Below are 14,940 nucleotides of genomic sequence, written 5' to 3'. Positions count from 1 at the left end.
GGATGCCGCCGCCCCGGCAGGGGCTTGGGAAGCAGATAAGGCGGGAGGTGAGCGCGGGCGCTCCCCTTCCGACAGCAAAAGCGGAGGCGATAGTGAATCGTAACCTGTCCTATTTGCCGCCGATGGCCGTCTACGGCCGCACGGCGTTCGATTTCGTCTTCGGTTCTTCTCTACGAGCTGCTTCATGCCTGTTTGAGTCCAACAAAATACAGGCAGTTGCATGGGAGACGACACAGGCCCGAGGCCGGAACGGTTCAGACCGGCCAACGACAATACCGGCCCGCAGGACGAGCCGGACGCCGTGACGTGGCGCAAGGTCGATGAGGTCGCCATCCGGCTGGCCCGCATCATTGGCCGCCGCATGGCGCGAGAGGATTTCGAGCGGCTGACCGCCGCAAACGACAACAGGCCCTTGGAAACCGGCAACACGGAGGACGAGGCCGAAACCGACTGAAAGGATCGACCCCATGAGCATTGCCCGTTCAGCGCCCCGCGTTGCCCTTTACGCCCGCTATTCCTCCGACAATCAGCGCGACGCTTCCATCGAAGATCAGTTACGCCAGTGCCGCGAGCGCGCTACCCGCGAGGGCTGGACCATCGTGGAGAGCTATTCCGACCGGGCCATCTCCGGCGCTTCCCTCATCCGATCCGGCATCCAGTCGCTTCTAGCCGATGCACAGGCGGGCCGCTTCGACATGGTATTGTCCGAGGCCCTGGACCGCATCAGCCGCGATCAGGAGGACGTGGCGGGCGTCTTCAAGCGCCTTCGCTTCGCAGGCGTCACCATCGTCACCCTATCCGAAGGCGAGATCAACGAGCTTCATGTGGGCCTGAAAGGCACCATGAACGCCCTGTTCCTGAAAGACCTCGCTATCAAGACCCATCGCGGCATCAGAGGCCGTGTCGAGGCCGGCAAGATCGGCGGCGGCAACGCCTATGGCTATCGTGTCATCCACCAGCTTGACGAACGCGGCGAGCCGATCCGGGGCGAGCGCGAGATCATCGAGGAACAGGCCGAGGTCATCCGCCGCATCTTCCGCGAATATGTCGCCGGCAAGGGACCGCAGCGCATCGCAGCCGACCTGAACCGCGACGGCATCCCGAGCCCCACCGGCAAGCGCTGGAACGACACCACGATCCGGGGCAACCGCATCATCAGTTCCGGCATCCTGAATTGCGAGCTCTATATCGGCGTTATCCGCTGGAACCGTCAGAAGAAGCTCAAGAACCCCGACACCGGCCACTTTGCCTATCGGCTCAACCCCGAAAGCGAATGGATACGTGCAGAGGCTCCCGAGCTTCGCATCGTGCCGCAGGAGCTGTGGGACGCGGCCAAGGCGCGGCAGGACGAATTGACCGCCCTCTACAGGAATCAGATCGAGGCGTCGCGCGAGGGCATGAAGCGCAGCCTTGCCAGGGCTGGCGCGCTGAACGCCACCCACCGTCCACGCACTATGCTGTCCGGCCTGTTGTTCTGCGGCTGCTGCGGCGGCTCCTACGCCCGTCGCGGGCAGGACCGCTATGCCTGCACCAACCATGTCCTTGGCAACGGCTGCGACAACGCCCGCACTATCGACCGCAAGGCTTTGGAGGCCCGCGTTCTGACCGGCCTGCGCGAGCGCATGATGACCCCGGAAATGGCCGCGGAAGCCATGCGAGCCTATGCGGAGGAAACCAATCGGCTCAACCGCGAGCGTCGCACCACCGCCAACGCCAGTCGCAGGGAACTGGCCGAGACGGCGAAGGCCATTGCCGAGATCGTGCGCGTCATCGAGCAAGGCGGCTGGCATCGTGCCTTATCCGACCGCCTGACCGAGCTTGAAGCCAAACAGGATAGTCTCACCGCCCGTCTCTCCGACGTGCCGCAGGACGTTCCCGACATCCATCCCGGCATTGCCGAAACCTACCGGCGTCGGATCGAACGTCTGACCGATGCGCTCGACCATCCCGACGACGCAGCGGAAGCCGCCCAGGCCATCCGCGAGATCATCGACCGCATCGTCATCACCCCCGGCCCGACGCGCCGAGACTTCTCAGTCACCCTGCAAGGCGAGCTTGGCACGATCCTCGACTGGATCGAGCGCACCGGAAAACCCGGCTACACACCAAAGCCCGATCTTCCGTCATCCCGCTTGTCAGCCACAGCCAACGCTTGGGCTTGTCCCGAGTATCTGAGCACGTCAGATATATCCTTCAACGTCAAAGGCTTGGCAGTCGTCGGCAGATGCCCGGCACAAGGCCGAGCATGACGCTGACTGTGGAGTAAGGTGCGGTGGAAAGGCCACGCTGAGACCTCAGCGCGTCCCCCTGATCAGGTCGACCAGCGTGCGCGACAACAGGCTTTCGCCGTCGGCAAGGTCAAGCAACACATCGAAATGGTTGCGGCCGGGGATTTCCATCAGCCGGCTTTCGAAGCCGGCTTCGCGCCACAGGCGGTCGTATTCGGCCGATTGCCGCTTGAATCCATCCGGCTCGCCGGCGGCATAGGCGACGATGATGGGGCAGCCATGGGTGGGAATATTTTCGGCCGGGCTGAGCGGGGCGACCTGGTCGTCCGGCAGGTTCAGCCATTCTTGGACAAAGGAGCGGGAAATCGGCGCCAGATGGAAGAGGCCGCTGATCGGCATCGCGCCCTTGACGACATCTTCGGGGACGCCGAATTGCCGTTGCCAGCCGCCGGAGAGGACCGCGCCGGTCAGATGGCCGCCGGCGGAGCTGCCGCCGACGTAAATCCGGTTGCGGTCGATGCCGAGGCTTTCGCCATGCGTCCAGAGATAGGCGACGGCGGCGCGCACCTCGCGGACGATTTCGTCGAGACCGACCGCTGGCGACAGGCGATAATCGACGACGGCGGTGGCGATGCCATTTTCGCCGAGCGGCGCGGCCATGAAGGCGGACTCCGCCTTCGACAGCATCCGCCAATAACCGCCATGGATGAAGAGGAAGAGCGGCCGCAATTCGCCGCTTTGTGTGCCGTAGACGTCGATGGCCTGGCCGCTGGTTTCGTCATAGACGACATCGACGGATGTCAGCCAGTCGGGGCGCACGGCATCCGACGTGCTGCGATAGGCCGCCATGGCGGCGTCGAACACCTCCGCTGTCACGGAGCCCCGGGCGCTGTAGTCGCGGTCGAGGCGTTCGCGTGGCCAACCTGCTTCTGCGGCGAGATCGGTCATGTCTTCCCTCCGGGTCAGGCGACGAAGGCGCGGATGGTCTCGGCCATCACCAGCGGCTGTTCCAGCGTCGGGAAATGCGTCTTGCCCGGCAGCTTCTGCGGCTTGTACCACGGATTTTGCGCGGCGAAATCGAGCTGCGCCTGCGCATATTCCGGCTCGAAGGGCTGCGAATAGATGTGGGTGATCGGGCGGTGTTGCTTCATCGCCGCCATGCGCTGCATCGGGTTGCCCCATTTGCGGTAGGCTTTGGCGATCTCGCGGCCGGAGCGCGCCCACATTTCGAAGCTGTAGCCCGCCATCTCCTTGTTGACGTGGTCGATGATATCCCGGTTTTCGGTATCGCCGATCCAGTAATTGAAGAAATCGCCGCGGCCGTTTTCCCAGTTGGTGCGATCCTGGATATGGTCGATCATCGAGAAGAAGGCTTCGTTCGGCGTCGTCTGGATCCAGTCGATGACGACGGAGCGCGGGATGCGCGCCGGGCCGAGGCGATCCGTCACTTCGATATTGGCCCAGCCGCCATGCGAGGTGGAAACCGGCACGAGGCTGTCGATCTTCATCGCGTCGAGGAAAGCGATGACGTCGTCGGCCTGCTGGTCGGTGGTGAAATCGCCGTCATGCGCGCGATGCTCGCCATGGCCGCGCCAGTCGAGACGGATGACGCGGTGGGTCTTGGCCAGTTCCGGCGCCAGCGTCTTGAACAGGCGGTGATCCTGGCACCAGCCCGACAGCAGCAGCAGCACCGGGCCTTGGCCGGCCTCGTCATAAGACAGGGTGTTATTGCCGATCTGAATGGATTGCATGGAAAACCTCCCGAAAAAAGAATGAGCGCTCAAACGTCGAAATCAGCTGCAGTGGGCACATGGCGGGCGGTGCGCATACGGATGGCGCCGATTTCCGGGCTCTGCCCGGTGATCTTCAGCACCTGCGAACGGATGTCGTCCGGCCAGAAATTCATGTCGCCCAGCCGCTCGGCGGTGTCCTGCGTATGCTCGGTCAGCGGCCGTTCGCGTTCTTCCCATCGTTCCAGCGCCTGTGGAATGTCGTCGGCGGCACCGACGGCATCGGCAAGCGCCAGCCCGTTCATCAGCGCGCAACCGCCGCCCTGGCCGAGATAGGGCGGCATGGCGTGCGCGGCATCGCCGAGGATGGCGACGCGCCCCTTGCTCCAGCGCTTGAGCTTGACCACCTCGAAGGCATCCCAGCGGCCGGCATCGCCGAAGCGGGCGACGAGATGGGCAAGATGCGGGAAGGACTCGGTCCAGAGCTGACGGTCGGCTGGAACCTTCAGCGCCTCGGCATCCTCGGCGGCGCAGCACAGCGCCACATAGAGATCTCTCTCGCTGGCCGGCGTATAGAGAATGCGGCGCGTGCCGGTGAAATATTCGATATAGCGGTTCTCGTCCTCCGGCGGCACATCGCCCTCGGCGCGCGGGATCAACATGCGGATTGCGCCATAGCCGAGATGCTTGCGATACAGCATCAGATCGAGGGAATCGCGGACATTGGAGTTGATGCCATCGGCGCCGACCACCAGATCGGCCTTGCGCGCCGAGCCGTCTGCCAGCAGCAATTCGCCTTCCGGTGTTGCGCCGGTGGCGGCGGAATTGGTGCGGATTTCGACATTGTTCTTGCGGGCGACGTCGACCAGCGTGTTGATCAGCGTTTCGCGCAGGATAGTGATCAGCCGCGCATCGCCGGGACCGTTGATCGGAATTTCTTCCATCGTCGTGTCGTTATGGTCGCGGGTGTGGAATTGCGGGCCGATATGGGCGCCGACCGTTGCCTGGTCATAGGCGCCGAGCGCCTTCAGCACGCGAAGCCCGTTGCTCCAGATATAGATGCCGGCGCCGAAGGTGCGCAGGTTCGGCGCGCGCTCATGCACGGTCACGCTCCAGCCCCGCTGCGCAAGGGCGATGGCGGCGGTCAGACCGCCGATGCCCGCGCCGGCGATTTCGGCATGGCGGGCTTTGTTCTGTTCTGACATCGATTGACTCCCCTCGGACCGGCCAATGGGCCGCCGACCTGTTTTGCGGCCAGATTTCCGCAGCGCCGGCTTGCTGGCAAGTGAATTCTGTGGAAACTTTAATGACCAACAGGAATATCAATAAATTCTAATAAGCGAGAGCGAACATGAAGGCGATGACCAACCACCTGACCATCCGCCATCTGCGCATGGTGGTGGCGATCGTCGACGAAGGCAATCTGGTGCGCGCCTCCAAGCAGCTCAACATGACGCAATCGGCAATCACCAAGGCGCTGCAGGAGGCGGAGGTGCTGACCCGCACCCGCCTGTTCGACCGCACCAATCGCGGCGTCGTGCCGACCATGTTCGGCGAGGCGCTGGCCGAGCATGCCCGCCTCGTCATCGCCCAGCTTGCCCATGCGGAGGAGCATCTGGCCGATCTGCGCGACGGCACCGGCGGCCGTGTGTCGATCGGCACGCTGCTCTCGGCCTCGGCCGAATTGCTGCCAAGAGCGATTGCGCGGCTGAAGCGCGAAAGGCCGCGTCTGGTGGTAAAAATCGTGGAGGGCACCAATGACGTGCTGATCCCGGCGCTGCGCGCCGGCGAACTCGACATGGTGGTCGGCCGCCTGTCGGAGCATCGCGACCGGCTGAAGGTGGTGCAGGAGGGATTGATGGACGACGTCGCCTGCGTCGTTGCCCGGCATGGGCATCCGCTGGCCGGGCGCACCAGGATCGGTTTGGCCGATCTGCTCGATTGGGAATGGATCCTGCCGCCCTCCGAAACCAGCCTGCGCCAGCAGGTCGATATCGCCTTCCATCAGGAGGGGATCGAGCCGCCGCAACATGCGGTCGAATCCGTCTCGCTGTTGACCAACCGGGCGCTGCTAACCGATGCGGATTATCTCGGCGTTTTTCCCGCCCATGTGGCGCGGCGTGAGGAGGCGGCGGGCACACTGACCATTCTGCCGGTGCCGCTGAAGGCGACGGCGGTGCCGATCGGCATTACCACGCGCGTGCAATCGCGCCTGTCGCCGGCCGCCACGCTGCTGGTGGAAAGCCTGCGCCGCACGGCCGAGGAGATGAATGGCTGATATTCCCTTTGCTCATAATTGAGCGAACAGATTTCCATTTACGGAAACTTCAATTGCGCAAATCCTGACCACCGGACAGCAAGGAGGGGTGCTGGCCCGATCCCGGCATGCTGCGGCCCGTTTCACGCGCCGTTGCCCGCGGGAAGGGCGCCCCTTCATGACGGTTCGATCTGCACTCTGCCCGTCTCCACCTGCCTTGCCGAGGCCGGGCGACAGGAGGGGCAGCAACAAGGGGAACGACACCATGAATTTTCGCAGGCTTCTGGCGACGACCTGCCTGACTTTCACCGTTTCGAGCGTGGCTTTTGCCGCCGATGCGACGAAGATTGGCATGATCACCACCCTGTCCGGCCCGGCCGGCTATCTCGGACAGGATATCCGCGACGGTTTTCAGCTCGCCATCGATGCCGAAGGCGGCAAGCTTGGCGGCAAGCCGGTCGAGCTGGTCGTCGAGGACGATGCGCTGAAGCCCGGCAATGCCAAGCAGATCGCCGACAAGATGCTGTCGGAACAGGATATCAAGCTGTTCACCGGCATCGTCTTCGCCAATGTCGCCTTCGCCGCCGTGCCGGATATTTTGGACAACGACGCGGTCTATGTCAGCGCCAACACGGCGTCCGCCACCTTTGCCGGCAAGGATTGCCATCCGAATTATTTCGTCAGTTCCTGGCAGGACGACAGCCAGGGCGAAAGCGCTGGCGCGCTCGCCCAGTCGCTGGGTTACAAGCGCGCCTTCCTGATCGCGCCCAACTATCAGGCCGGCAAGGAGACGATGGAGGCCTTCAAGCGCTTCTACAAGGGCGAGGTCGTCGGCGAGACCTATACCAGCCTCGACCAGGCCGATTTCGCCGCCGAAATGGCGCAGATCCGCAATGCCAAACCGGATGTCGTCTATGAGTTCGAGCCCGGTGGCCTCGGCATCGCCTTCATGCGGCAATATCAGCAGGCCGGTTTGCTCAAGGATATCCCGATGGTCGTGCATCCGGCCTCGCTGGATCATGTCATCGTCCAGGCCGTGGGCGATGCCGCGCAGGGCGTGCAAGTCACCAGCCACTGGAACGACGATTTCGACAATCCGGTCAACAAGGCCTTCGTCGCTGCCTGGAAGGCGAAATTCGGCGACCGTCCGATCACCTATTATGCCGCGCAAGGTTATGACGCCGCGCTGCTGATCGGCACCGGCCTCGAAAAGAGCGGCATCGACGACGTGCCTGCCTTCCGCAAGGCGCTGCTGACCTCGGATATCAAGTCCGTGCGCGGCAGCTTCAAGTTCGGCCCGAACCAGCATCCGGTGCAGGACTGGTACGCGCTGAAGGCGGAAAAGGGCGCCGATGGCAAGATGGTGCTGAAGACCGAAAGCAAGGTGCTGACGGCGCATAGCGATTCCTACGCCGCCGACTGCAAGATGCCCGCCGAATAAGCCGGCCGGACCCCCCAATCTGCGACATGCGGCCCGGACGGCCGCATGTCGCCCACGCTTTTTCATGGTATCGAACCAGCCGACGCAACCGTCGATCGGCCGGCAGGCTTGACATTGTCAGCCGAAGAACCGACACTTCTCCCATGAAAACGCGCGAACCCATGTTCAGGCCCGTCCCCATCGCGGGATGATAGCCCCGGCTCAGACAGGCTGAGACCGGGGAAGCGTTTTCTTTTCCCATTTTTCGACAATGGTCGTTCGGTGTCCGGATGAAAAATCCGGCGGCGGGCGACGTTTTGGCATGGCGGCTTTTTTGGCTGGCCATGTTCACAGGAGGCATGATCCCATGGAAAGACCCGCAATTATCGTCGCGAAGACCGATCACGAGCGCCTGCTGACCATGGCCAACGGATTGATCGAGCGCAAACCGGAACTCGCCGAGGAATTAATCGGCGAATTGGAGCGGGCGCGCATCGTCGAGGACGGCGCCGTGCCGACCGGCACGGTGCAGATGGGCTCGACGCTGGAATATCGCACCGAAGGCGGCGCGGCCCGGCATGTGACGCTGGTCTATCCGGCCGATGCCGACATCGCCTCCGGCCGAATCTCGATTCTCACCCCGGTTGGCACCGCGCTGCTCGGTATGGCCGTCGGCCAGACCATCGATTTCACCGCCAATGACGGCCGCCAGCATTTTCTCACGATTGCTTCTGTGACACCGCAGCTGGATGCGGCGGAGTAAAGCCGCCGGCCGGATGAACCTCTATCGAGCGGCTGCGCCCGAACGAAAGCGAACCCTGCTGCAGGAGGTGCAAGACCTCCTCTCAAGAAGACGGCGTTGGCGTCACGCCGCCTTTCTTTCCCCTGTTGCAGCTCCGGCCTCGCGGATTCGCTTGCGACGGTTGAGCTTGAAGCGTTGGACCAGCGCCACCAGCTTTTCGGCGCCTTCGGCCAGCGTGCGGCTGACTTCGTTCATGCCGCCGACCATGGCGATGTTATCGCGCGACATGGTGTCGATGGCGCTGACGGCGGTGTTGATCTCGGCAAGCTGCTCGGTTTGCCGATTGGCGGTGTCGGCGATCGCGGCGACATTCGCATCGATGCTGCGCACGAAATCCTCGATCCGGCGCAGCGCATCCCCGGTCTCGGCGACAAGCTTCACCCCTTGGGTCACCTCGCGCGAGGAATGACCGATCAGTCCGGCGATTTCCTTGGCTGCCTTGGCGGAGCGCTGCGCCAACTCGCGCACCTCCTGCGCCACGACCGCGAAACCCCTGCCGCTTTCACCTGCGCGTGCCGCTTCTACGCCGGCATTCAGTGCCAGCAGATTGGTCTGGAAGGCGATCTCGTCGATGACGTCGATGATGTTGGCGATCTCGCGCGAGGCCCCTTCGATCCGCCCCATGGCCTCGACGGTGGAATTGAGCACGCTGACCGATTCCGCCGCCGCCTCGCGGGCATCGCTGACCAGCGAGCGCGTTTCCGCCGTGCGCGTGTTCGATTCGTGGATGGTTTCGGTAATCGTGTCGAGCGCGGCTGTGGTCTGGCGCAGCGCCGCCACCTGCTGGTGGGTGCGATGCTCAAGGCTTTCCGAGCCCTGTCGCATTTCGCCGCCATTGGCATTCAGGCGGTTGGTCTCGGCCATCACCTGTTCCAGCGTTTCCTGGAACTTGCCGATGGAGGTATTGAAGTCGTGGCGCAGGCTTTCGAATTCCGGCGCAAAGGGATGATCCATGGTGATGCGGATGTTGCAGTCCGCCAGACGATGCAGGCCCGCCGCCAGTTCCTCGATCGCCTGTACGCGGCCGGTCACGTCGCTGGCGAATTTCACCACCTTGCAGACCTTGCCGTTCTCGTCGAAGACCGGGTTGTAACTGGCCTGGATATGAACATCGTCGCCGGTTCTTGCCCGTCGCATGAATTGCCCCATCTGGAATTCACCGGCCGCCAGCCGACTCCAGAATTCGGCATAAGCGGGAGAGGACACGTATTCCGGTGCGCAAAACAGCGAATGGTGCCGCCCGACGATATCCGCCAGTTCATAACCGAGCACCTTGAGGAAATTCGCATTGGCAGTCAGGACCGTGCCGTCCGGAAGGAACTCGATGACCGCTTGCGAGCGCGTCAGTGCATCGATCTTGCCCTGGCTGTCCAGCGCATCGGCCTTGGCGGCGGTGATGTCGGTCGCGACCTTTATCACCTTGTAGGGCTTCTTGCCGCGGAAGACCGGATTGTAGGATGCTTCGATCCAGACCGTACGGTTGTGCTTGCCGAGACGCTTGTATTGCTGCCGTTCGTAAGAGCCTTCCCCAAGCCGCTTCCAGAAGGCTTGGTAGGAGGGGGAGCCTGCCTCGAGAGGATCCACGAACAGGCGGTCGTGCTTGCCAACGATTTCGGCGCGCTCGTATCCCATGGTCCGGCAGAAATTTTCATTCACATCGAGAATGTTGCCGTCGAGATCGTATTCGATAATCGCAAGGGATCGGGACAGGGCATCGAGAACATGACGGGAATCAGAGGAAAGGCCGAATGGAAAGGAAGGCATGACCGAAATCCGCAAAGCAGCAATAATATTACGTTTATGCCTGACACAATTTAAGATTCCGCTAAATTTTTAATCGAATCATGGTGTTCGATAATTTTAAACTTGAAATTTATGCGTGCACTCGGCTGATTTTTCTAAAACTTGAACGGGATCAAATTTTGATATTTCGCAAGAATGTCCGAACGGGCATTCATCTGAAAATCCTATTAATTTATATAATCATTGTGGATTGATATATATATCGCGGTGGTGTTGTCTTTGCCGCAGACGCGGGCCTGAGCTTTTTCTCCGCCCCAGCAGCGAGGCTTCACAACCATGACGCAGTATCCGGACATCCAGCTTTTCATTGACGGGCAGTGGAGAAAGACGGCCGATAGCCTTCCGGTCGTCAATCCCGCCGATGAGACGGTGATCGGCGCGACGCCGGTCGCGGCGCGGGCGGATCTGGACGATGCGCTGTCGGCAGCGGCGGGCGGCTTCAAGGTTTGGAGCATGACATCGCCGGCCGAGCGCGCCGCCATCATGCTGCGCGCGGCCGCCATCATGCGCGAGCGCATCGACGAGATCGCCCATGCCATTACGCTGGAGCATGGAAAGCCCTTCCTGCAGGCGCGGCTGGAAGTGATCCGCGGCTGCGAATTCTTCGAATGGGACGCCGGCGAGGCGGTTCGTACCTATGGCCGCGTGATCCCCAGCAAGCCGGGCATTCGTTATGTGGTCGTGCATCAGCCGATCGGAACGGTCGCAGCGTTCTCGCCGTGGAATTTTCCGATGAGCCAACCGGCCCGTAAGGTGGCGGGGGCGCTGGCTGCAGGTTGTTCGATCATCCTCAAGGCTTCCGAGGAGACTCCTGCCGGGGCGATGCACATCGCCCGCGCGCTGCAGGATGCAGGTCTGCCGGCAGGTGTGCTGAACCTCGTCTTCGGCGTGCCCTCGGAGATCTCCAGCTATATCATTCCCCACAGCCAGACGCGGCTCGTCGCCTTCACCGGTTCGACGGCAGTCGGCAAGCACCTCACGGAAATCGCCGCCCGCCACATGAAGCCGGTGCTGATGGAACTCGGCGGCCATGCGCCGGTGATCGTCTGCGAAGATGCCGATCCGGTGGCGGCCGGCCGGCTTTCGGCGACCCGAAAGGCGCGCAATGCCGGCCAGGTCTGCACCTCGCCGACGCGTTTCTTCGTGCATGAATCGCGCTTTGCCGCTTTCCGGGACTCCTTCGTCGAGCGGGCGCGCAGCGTCGTGGTCGGCAACGGCATGGATGCAGCGACCGAAATGGGTCCGCTCGCCAATCATCGTCGCATCGAGGCGCTCGAAACTCTGGTCGCGGATGCCCGGCAAAAGGGTGCAAAAATTCTTGCCGGCGGCGATCGCATCAAGAATAGCGGCTATTTCTTCCCGGTGACAGTGCTGGCCGAAGCACCAGACGATGCCCGCGCCATGTACGAGGAGCCCTTCGGACCGCTGGCGATCATCAATCCGGTGGCGTCGCTGGACGAGGCGATCGAAAAGGCCAACGCGCTGCCCTTCGGCCTCGCTGCCTATGCTTTCACGGATTCCGCCGCCAATGTCGAGGAACTGACGCAACGGGTGGAGGCCGGCAACCTCTCGATCAATACGCTGGAGGCCTCGGTCGCCGAGACGCCGTTCGGGGGCGTCAAGGAAAGCGGCTACGGGCGCGAAGGGGGCGCCGAAGGCCTGTCGCACTACACGATCGTCAAAACCGTCTCGCACAAGATGAAGTACGCCTGAGGGCGACGCCGCGGCCGAAAGGCATCGGCCGCGGCATTTGTCACGGCTGCTCGCGCGTGCCGGGCGCGGCATCACGCTCGTCCTGGTCTTCGAGATCGGTTTTGACGATGAAGCCATCGTTGCGCAGGCGCGCCGCCTCACGCATCGCGTCGATATTCGGCACGTCATCAGGGGAAATATCCTCGGCGTGCTGCGTCTCGCTGTTCAGTTCGCCTGGCAGGGGCTCGGCCGATTTGTTCCTGGCGAGTGGGCCGCGGGCGGTGGACGAATTCGGATCTGTCATGCGCGTGTTCTCCTGTGCAAAGGGCGCCGTCAATGCCGGTAGCCGGTGATGACATCTTTGAGGCCGGCAGCGGTCAGGCGATTGTCGACGGCGCTGACACCCGGAATGGACCGGGCAATCTCGGTCGCGAGGCTGATTTCCTCGAGTTGCAGCACGTTGCCTTCCAGCACGATGACGCTGCCGACTGCGGTGACCGTGACATCGGAGGCATCGATGCCGCCGGCGACGGCCAAGGCATCGGCAACGGCGCTTTCCAGCGGTGCGGCCTGTGGGTCTTCCGGAGCAAGCGTCCGCGTGGTTTCGTGGAACATTCCGGGCTTGTTGACCATCAGGTCCTCCTTTCGAACTGGTTTAGCGAGGGGAGGCGCTGGCGCGCGCCAGGCCTTGTCGAAGGATTGCGGTGATCTCCTCGGCCGAGCGGCTCTGTTCGGCAAAGGCCTCTCCCGGCACGATGCCGGGGTCTTCCTCTTGATCCATGGGGATTTCGCTTTCGTCGAGCAGCGCCTCGATGCGCGTCCGGTAGCTCGGATCTCCCGCAAGCATTGCCACGAGGCTGATCAGCAGCCGGCGATGCGCCAGAATGCGCGCCTCTAGGATATCGGTCATGCGACGCTCCCTTGCGGACGTTCTCCCGCGACTTCCTAAGGTAACGCAATGCGCGCCGAAACGTTCCCGGGTGGGCGCGCCGGCGCGTCTGCGGATGATCAGGATATTCCTGCGGCGCCTGTTGCCGCTTATGACCTGGAGCGTCTGCTTGGCAGACGAACGAAAACAGCCGCCGAAGGTGATTCGGCGGCCGTTCGATCGATGCGGTGAATGGACGGTCAGGCCTTGGCGGTGCCCAGCAGGCGATCCTGTTTCGCGGCGGAGACGACGTCGGGCTGGTAGACGCGCCCAAAACGGTTGGCAAGGAAGCTTTCCAGCGAGACCTCTTCCTGGCGAACGAAACCCTTCGCCGGCAGATGACCTTCGGCCAACAGGTCCAGCACCGTGCAGATACCGGCAGCGGTGGTGATCTGAATGGCGCTCATCTTCTGGCCGGCAACCGTTGCGGCATAAACCTTGTTGGCATAGGTTTCCTGCAGGTAACGACCGTCCTTCCAGCCGCAGACGGTGACGAAGATGACGACGACATCCTGCTTGGTGGCCGGCAGGGCGTTTTCGAACAGATCCTTCAGGACATCGCGGCGGTTCTTGAGATTGAGGTCGTTGAGCAGCGCCTTGACGATCGCCTGGTGGCCCGGATAGCGGATGGTGCGGTAATTCATCGTCCGCACCTTGCCTTCCAGCGACTTGGCGAGCGTGCCGAGGCCGCCGGAGGTGTTGAACGCCTCATAGGTCACGCCGTCGAGCGAGAATTCCTCACGCTCTTCCATAGCCGGAACGGTGATCAGCCGGCCCTCGACGATGGCTTCGCAAGGCTCGATATATTCGTTGATCAGGCCGTCCGTGCTCCAGGTCAGGTTATAGTTCAGCGCGTTGGACGGATACTGAGGCAGGGCGCCGACGCGCATGCGCACGCTGTCCAGCGCGTCGAAACGATCGGCGAGATCCTTGGCGACGATGGAGATGAAACCCGGCGCCAGACCGCACTGCGGGATGAGTGCGCCCTTGGATTTTTCCGCGAGAGCCTCGACCTTTCGGGTCGTGGCGACGTCTTCGGTAAGGTCGAGATAATGAATGCCCGCCTCGACGGCGGCTTCGGCGACGGCGCCCGTCAGGTGGAACGGCGCGGCGGAGAGAACGGCAAACTTGCCGGTGAGCAGCGCCAGCAATTCCTTGGCGTTGCTGATGTCGACTTCGGCGGTGGCCACGGCCTCATGCGGGATAACGCCGGCCAAAGCGGCCTGGCTGCGATCGGCGACGGTGACGAAATAGTCGCCCGTGACCGCCAGCATCTGTGCGATTGCCGCGCCGATCTTGCCTGCGCCGATGATGACCACCTGTTTCATATGCCGTTCCTCTGCTTAATGCTGATGTCGAAAGCAGTGTGGTGTGGTTTGCTGTCGATTCAAAGCGACGAACAGACGAATATGCCGTATATGTTTGGGCAAAACGACGAAGGAATTGGGCAAAATGCAAATGACATCGAAGGATCGCGAGTTGCTGGCGCTTCTGGGAGAGAATGCGCGGATGCCGGTCGCGACCCTGGCGCGCCGTCTCGGACTGTCGCGCACCACAGTCCAGGCGCGTCTGGATCGCCTGGAAAGGGGAGGGGTCATCGCCGGTTATTCGCTGCGTCTCTCCGAAGCCTATCTTGCCGGCCTCATACGCGCGCATGTTCTGATCACCATCGCACCGAAGGCCCTGACGACCGTCACTGCGGAACTGACCGCCTTCAGCCAGATCACCGCCCTCTATTCCGTGAACGGTCCCTACGACCTGATCGCAATCATCGCCTCGCCGTCGATCGGCGATCTCGATGTGCTGATCGACACGATCGGCGCCTTGCCCGGCGTCGAACGCACGCTGTCGTCGATCATCCTTTCGGATCGCCTGGTTCGCTGACGCTATTGCAGGCGTAAAATAGACCGCTCGACACAGTCATCTGATTTTTCCTTTTAGAAACAGATAGGTAGAAAGTTTTCTATCTTTTTTGTGAAGATGGTGTTGACTGTTTGGGTGGGGTGGTTCTATAAGCCCGTTCATCGGCGGCGGCGGGAGCGCTTCTGGCGGCGAGGGCGGTTTGCTTTTGTTGTTGGGT

15 protein-coding genes are annotated in these 14,940 nt (G+C 62.4%); 7 read left to right on the top strand and 8 right to left on the bottom strand.

Features of this window, described 5'->3' with window-relative positions:
* The first annotated feature begins 220 nt into the window (after nt 1–220).
* Nucleotides 221–454 carry a hypothetical protein gene (locus P7F60_RS30100; RefSeq protein WP_277921163.1) on the top strand — a complete coding sequence of 78 codons (234 nt, stop codon included), beginning with the start codon at nt 221–223 and terminating at the stop codon, nt 452–454.
* A 13-nt stretch (nt 455–467) separates the two neighbouring features.
* Nucleotides 468–2,249: a recombinase family protein gene (locus P7F60_RS30095; protein WP_277921162.1), complete on the top strand. Its 1,782-nt coding sequence runs from the start codon at nt 468–470 to the stop codon at nt 2,247–2,249.
* Between the two features lie 45 nt (nt 2,250–2,294).
* Here P7F60_RS30095 and P7F60_RS30090 read toward each other — a convergent pair whose 3' ends face one another.
* Genes P7F60_RS30090 through P7F60_RS30080 form a run of 3 tightly spaced genes read right to left on the bottom strand, consistent with a single transcriptional unit; the run spans nt 2,295 to nt 5,163 of the window.
* Complete coding sequence (locus P7F60_RS30090; RefSeq protein ID WP_277921161.1) at nt 2,295–3,176, bottom strand: alpha/beta hydrolase; 882 nt, start codon at nt 3,174–3,176, stop codon at nt 2,295–2,297.
* 14 nt (nt 3,177–3,190) lie between these two features.
* Entirely contained in the window at nt 3,191–3,979 is a 789-nt protein-coding gene (locus tag P7F60_RS30085; RefSeq protein WP_277921160.1) for an alpha/beta hydrolase, read from the bottom strand.
* Between the two features lie 29 nt (nt 3,980–4,008).
* Nucleotides 4,009–5,163 carry an NAD(P)/FAD-dependent oxidoreductase gene (locus P7F60_RS30080; RefSeq protein WP_277921159.1) on the bottom strand — a complete coding sequence of 385 codons (1,155 nt, stop codon included), beginning with the start codon at nt 5,161–5,163 and terminating at the stop codon, nt 4,009–4,011.
* A 146-nt stretch (nt 5,164–5,309) separates the two neighbouring features.
* Between P7F60_RS30080 and P7F60_RS30075 the strand changes: the two genes are divergently transcribed.
* The 3 genes from P7F60_RS30075 to rnk all read left to right on the top strand — a co-directional run bounded on the left by P7F60_RS30075 (nt 5,310) and on the right by rnk (nt 8,398).
* Entirely contained in the window at nt 5,310–6,236 is a 927-nt protein-coding gene (locus P7F60_RS30075) for a LysR family transcriptional regulator (protein WP_277921158.1), read from the top strand.
* Between the two features lie 244 nt (nt 6,237–6,480).
* Complete coding sequence (locus P7F60_RS30070) at nt 6,481–7,656, top strand: ABC transporter substrate-binding protein (RefSeq protein WP_277921157.1); 1,176 nt, start codon at nt 6,481–6,483, stop codon at nt 7,654–7,656.
* Nucleotides 7,657–8,002: 346 nt separating this feature from the next.
* The gene (rnk, locus tag P7F60_RS30065) at nt 8,003–8,398 is read left to right on the top strand and encodes a nucleoside diphosphate kinase regulator (protein WP_277921156.1); all 396 of its coding nucleotides are present in this window, start codon (nt 8,003–8,005) and stop codon (nt 8,396–8,398) included.
* A 102-nt stretch (nt 8,399–8,500) separates the two neighbouring features.
* Here rnk and P7F60_RS30060 read toward each other — a convergent pair whose 3' ends face one another.
* Complete coding sequence (locus tag P7F60_RS30060) at nt 8,501–10,201, bottom strand: PAS domain-containing methyl-accepting chemotaxis protein (RefSeq protein ID WP_277921155.1); 1,701 nt, start codon at nt 10,199–10,201, stop codon at nt 8,501–8,503.
* A gap of 315 nt (nt 10,202–10,516) precedes the next feature.
* Between P7F60_RS30060 and P7F60_RS30055 the strand changes: the two genes are divergently transcribed.
* Nucleotides 10,517–11,953 carry an NAD-dependent succinate-semialdehyde dehydrogenase gene (locus P7F60_RS30055; RefSeq protein WP_277921154.1) on the top strand — a complete coding sequence of 479 codons (1,437 nt, stop codon included), beginning with the start codon at nt 10,517–10,519 and terminating at the stop codon, nt 11,951–11,953.
* Between the two features lie 40 nt (nt 11,954–11,993).
* Here the strand turns inward: P7F60_RS30055 and P7F60_RS30050 are convergent, their stop codons facing one another.
* The 4 genes from P7F60_RS30050 to P7F60_RS30035 form a co-directional block, all read right to left on the bottom strand.
* Nucleotides 11,994–12,236, bottom strand: coding sequence for a hypothetical protein (locus tag P7F60_RS30050; protein ID WP_277921153.1), 243 nt, complete (start codon nt 12,234–12,236; stop codon nt 11,994–11,996).
* A 29-nt stretch (nt 12,237–12,265) separates the two neighbouring features.
* On the bottom strand, nt 12,266–12,565 hold the full coding sequence (locus P7F60_RS30045) for a BON domain-containing protein (RefSeq protein ID WP_277921152.1): 300 nt from the start codon (nt 12,563–12,565) through the stop codon (nt 12,266–12,268).
* Between the two features lie 22 nt (nt 12,566–12,587).
* Nucleotides 12,588–12,842 carry a hypothetical protein gene (locus tag P7F60_RS30040; RefSeq protein ID WP_277921151.1) on the bottom strand — a complete coding sequence of 85 codons (255 nt, stop codon included), beginning with the start codon at nt 12,840–12,842 and terminating at the stop codon, nt 12,588–12,590.
* 218 nt (nt 12,843–13,060) lie between these two features.
* Nucleotides 13,061–14,188: a saccharopine dehydrogenase family protein gene (locus P7F60_RS30035; protein ID WP_277921150.1), complete on the bottom strand. Its 1,128-nt coding sequence runs from the start codon at nt 14,186–14,188 to the stop codon at nt 13,061–13,063.
* A 124-nt stretch (nt 14,189–14,312) separates the two neighbouring features.
* On the opposite strand from P7F60_RS30035, the gene P7F60_RS30030 reads away from it, so the two are divergent.
* Nucleotides 14,313–14,744, top strand: coding sequence for an Lrp/AsnC family transcriptional regulator (locus P7F60_RS30030; RefSeq protein WP_277921149.1), 432 nt, complete (start codon nt 14,313–14,315; stop codon nt 14,742–14,744).
* Nucleotides 14,745–14,940 lie beyond the last annotated feature (196 nt).

The sequence above is a fragment of the Rhizobium sp. YJ-22 genome, from assembly GCF_029601685.1.
Lineage (GTDB): Bacteria > Pseudomonadota > Alphaproteobacteria > Rhizobiales > Rhizobiaceae > Metarhizobium.
Note: the sequence above shows the minus strand (reverse complement) of the source record. Positions and strands in the feature narration are given on the sequence as shown.

What these genes read in the sequence shown, in the direction of transcription:
- P7F60_RS30100 (WP_277921163.1), top strand. Translation starts at nt 221, where the DNA reads ATGGGAGACGACACAGGCCCGAGGCCGGAACGGTTCAGACCGGCCAAC.
- P7F60_RS30095 (WP_277921162.1), top strand. Translation starts at nt 468, where the DNA reads ATGAGCATTGCCCGTTCAGCGCCCCGCGTTGCCCTTTACGCCCGCTAT.
- P7F60_RS30090 (WP_277921161.1), bottom strand. Translation starts at nt 3,176, where the DNA reads ATGACCGATCTCGCCGCAGAAGCAGGTTGGCCACGCGAACGCCTCGAC.
- P7F60_RS30085 (WP_277921160.1), bottom strand. Translation starts at nt 3,979, where the DNA reads ATGCAATCCATTCAGATCGGCAATAACACCCTGTCTTATGACGAGGCC.
- P7F60_RS30080 (WP_277921159.1), bottom strand. Translation starts at nt 5,163, where the DNA reads ATGTCAGAACAGAACAAAGCCCGCCATGCCGAAATCGCCGGCGCGGGC.
- P7F60_RS30075 (WP_277921158.1), top strand. Translation starts at nt 5,310, where the DNA reads ATGAAGGCGATGACCAACCACCTGACCATCCGCCATCTGCGCATGGTG.
- P7F60_RS30070 (WP_277921157.1), top strand. Translation starts at nt 6,481, where the DNA reads ATGAATTTTCGCAGGCTTCTGGCGACGACCTGCCTGACTTTCACCGTT.
- rnk (WP_277921156.1), top strand. Translation starts at nt 8,003, where the DNA reads ATGGAAAGACCCGCAATTATCGTCGCGAAGACCGATCACGAGCGCCTG.
- P7F60_RS30060 (WP_277921155.1), bottom strand. Translation starts at nt 10,201, where the DNA reads ATGCCTTCCTTTCCATTCGGCCTTTCCTCTGATTCCCGTCATGTTCTC.
- P7F60_RS30055 (WP_277921154.1), top strand. Translation starts at nt 10,517, where the DNA reads ATGACGCAGTATCCGGACATCCAGCTTTTCATTGACGGGCAGTGGAGA.
- P7F60_RS30050 (WP_277921153.1), bottom strand. Translation starts at nt 12,236, where the DNA reads ATGACAGATCCGAATTCGTCCACCGCCCGCGGCCCACTCGCCAGGAAC.
- P7F60_RS30045 (WP_277921152.1), bottom strand. Translation starts at nt 12,565, where the DNA reads ATGGTCAACAAGCCCGGAATGTTCCACGAAACCACGCGGACGCTTGCT.
- P7F60_RS30040 (WP_277921151.1), bottom strand. Translation starts at nt 12,842, where the DNA reads ATGACCGATATCCTAGAGGCGCGCATTCTGGCGCATCGCCGGCTGCTG.
- P7F60_RS30035 (WP_277921150.1), bottom strand. Translation starts at nt 14,188, where the DNA reads ATGAAACAGGTGGTCATCATCGGCGCAGGCAAGATCGGCGCGGCAATC.
- P7F60_RS30030 (WP_277921149.1), top strand. Translation starts at nt 14,313, where the DNA reads ATGCAAATGACATCGAAGGATCGCGAGTTGCTGGCGCTTCTGGGAGAG.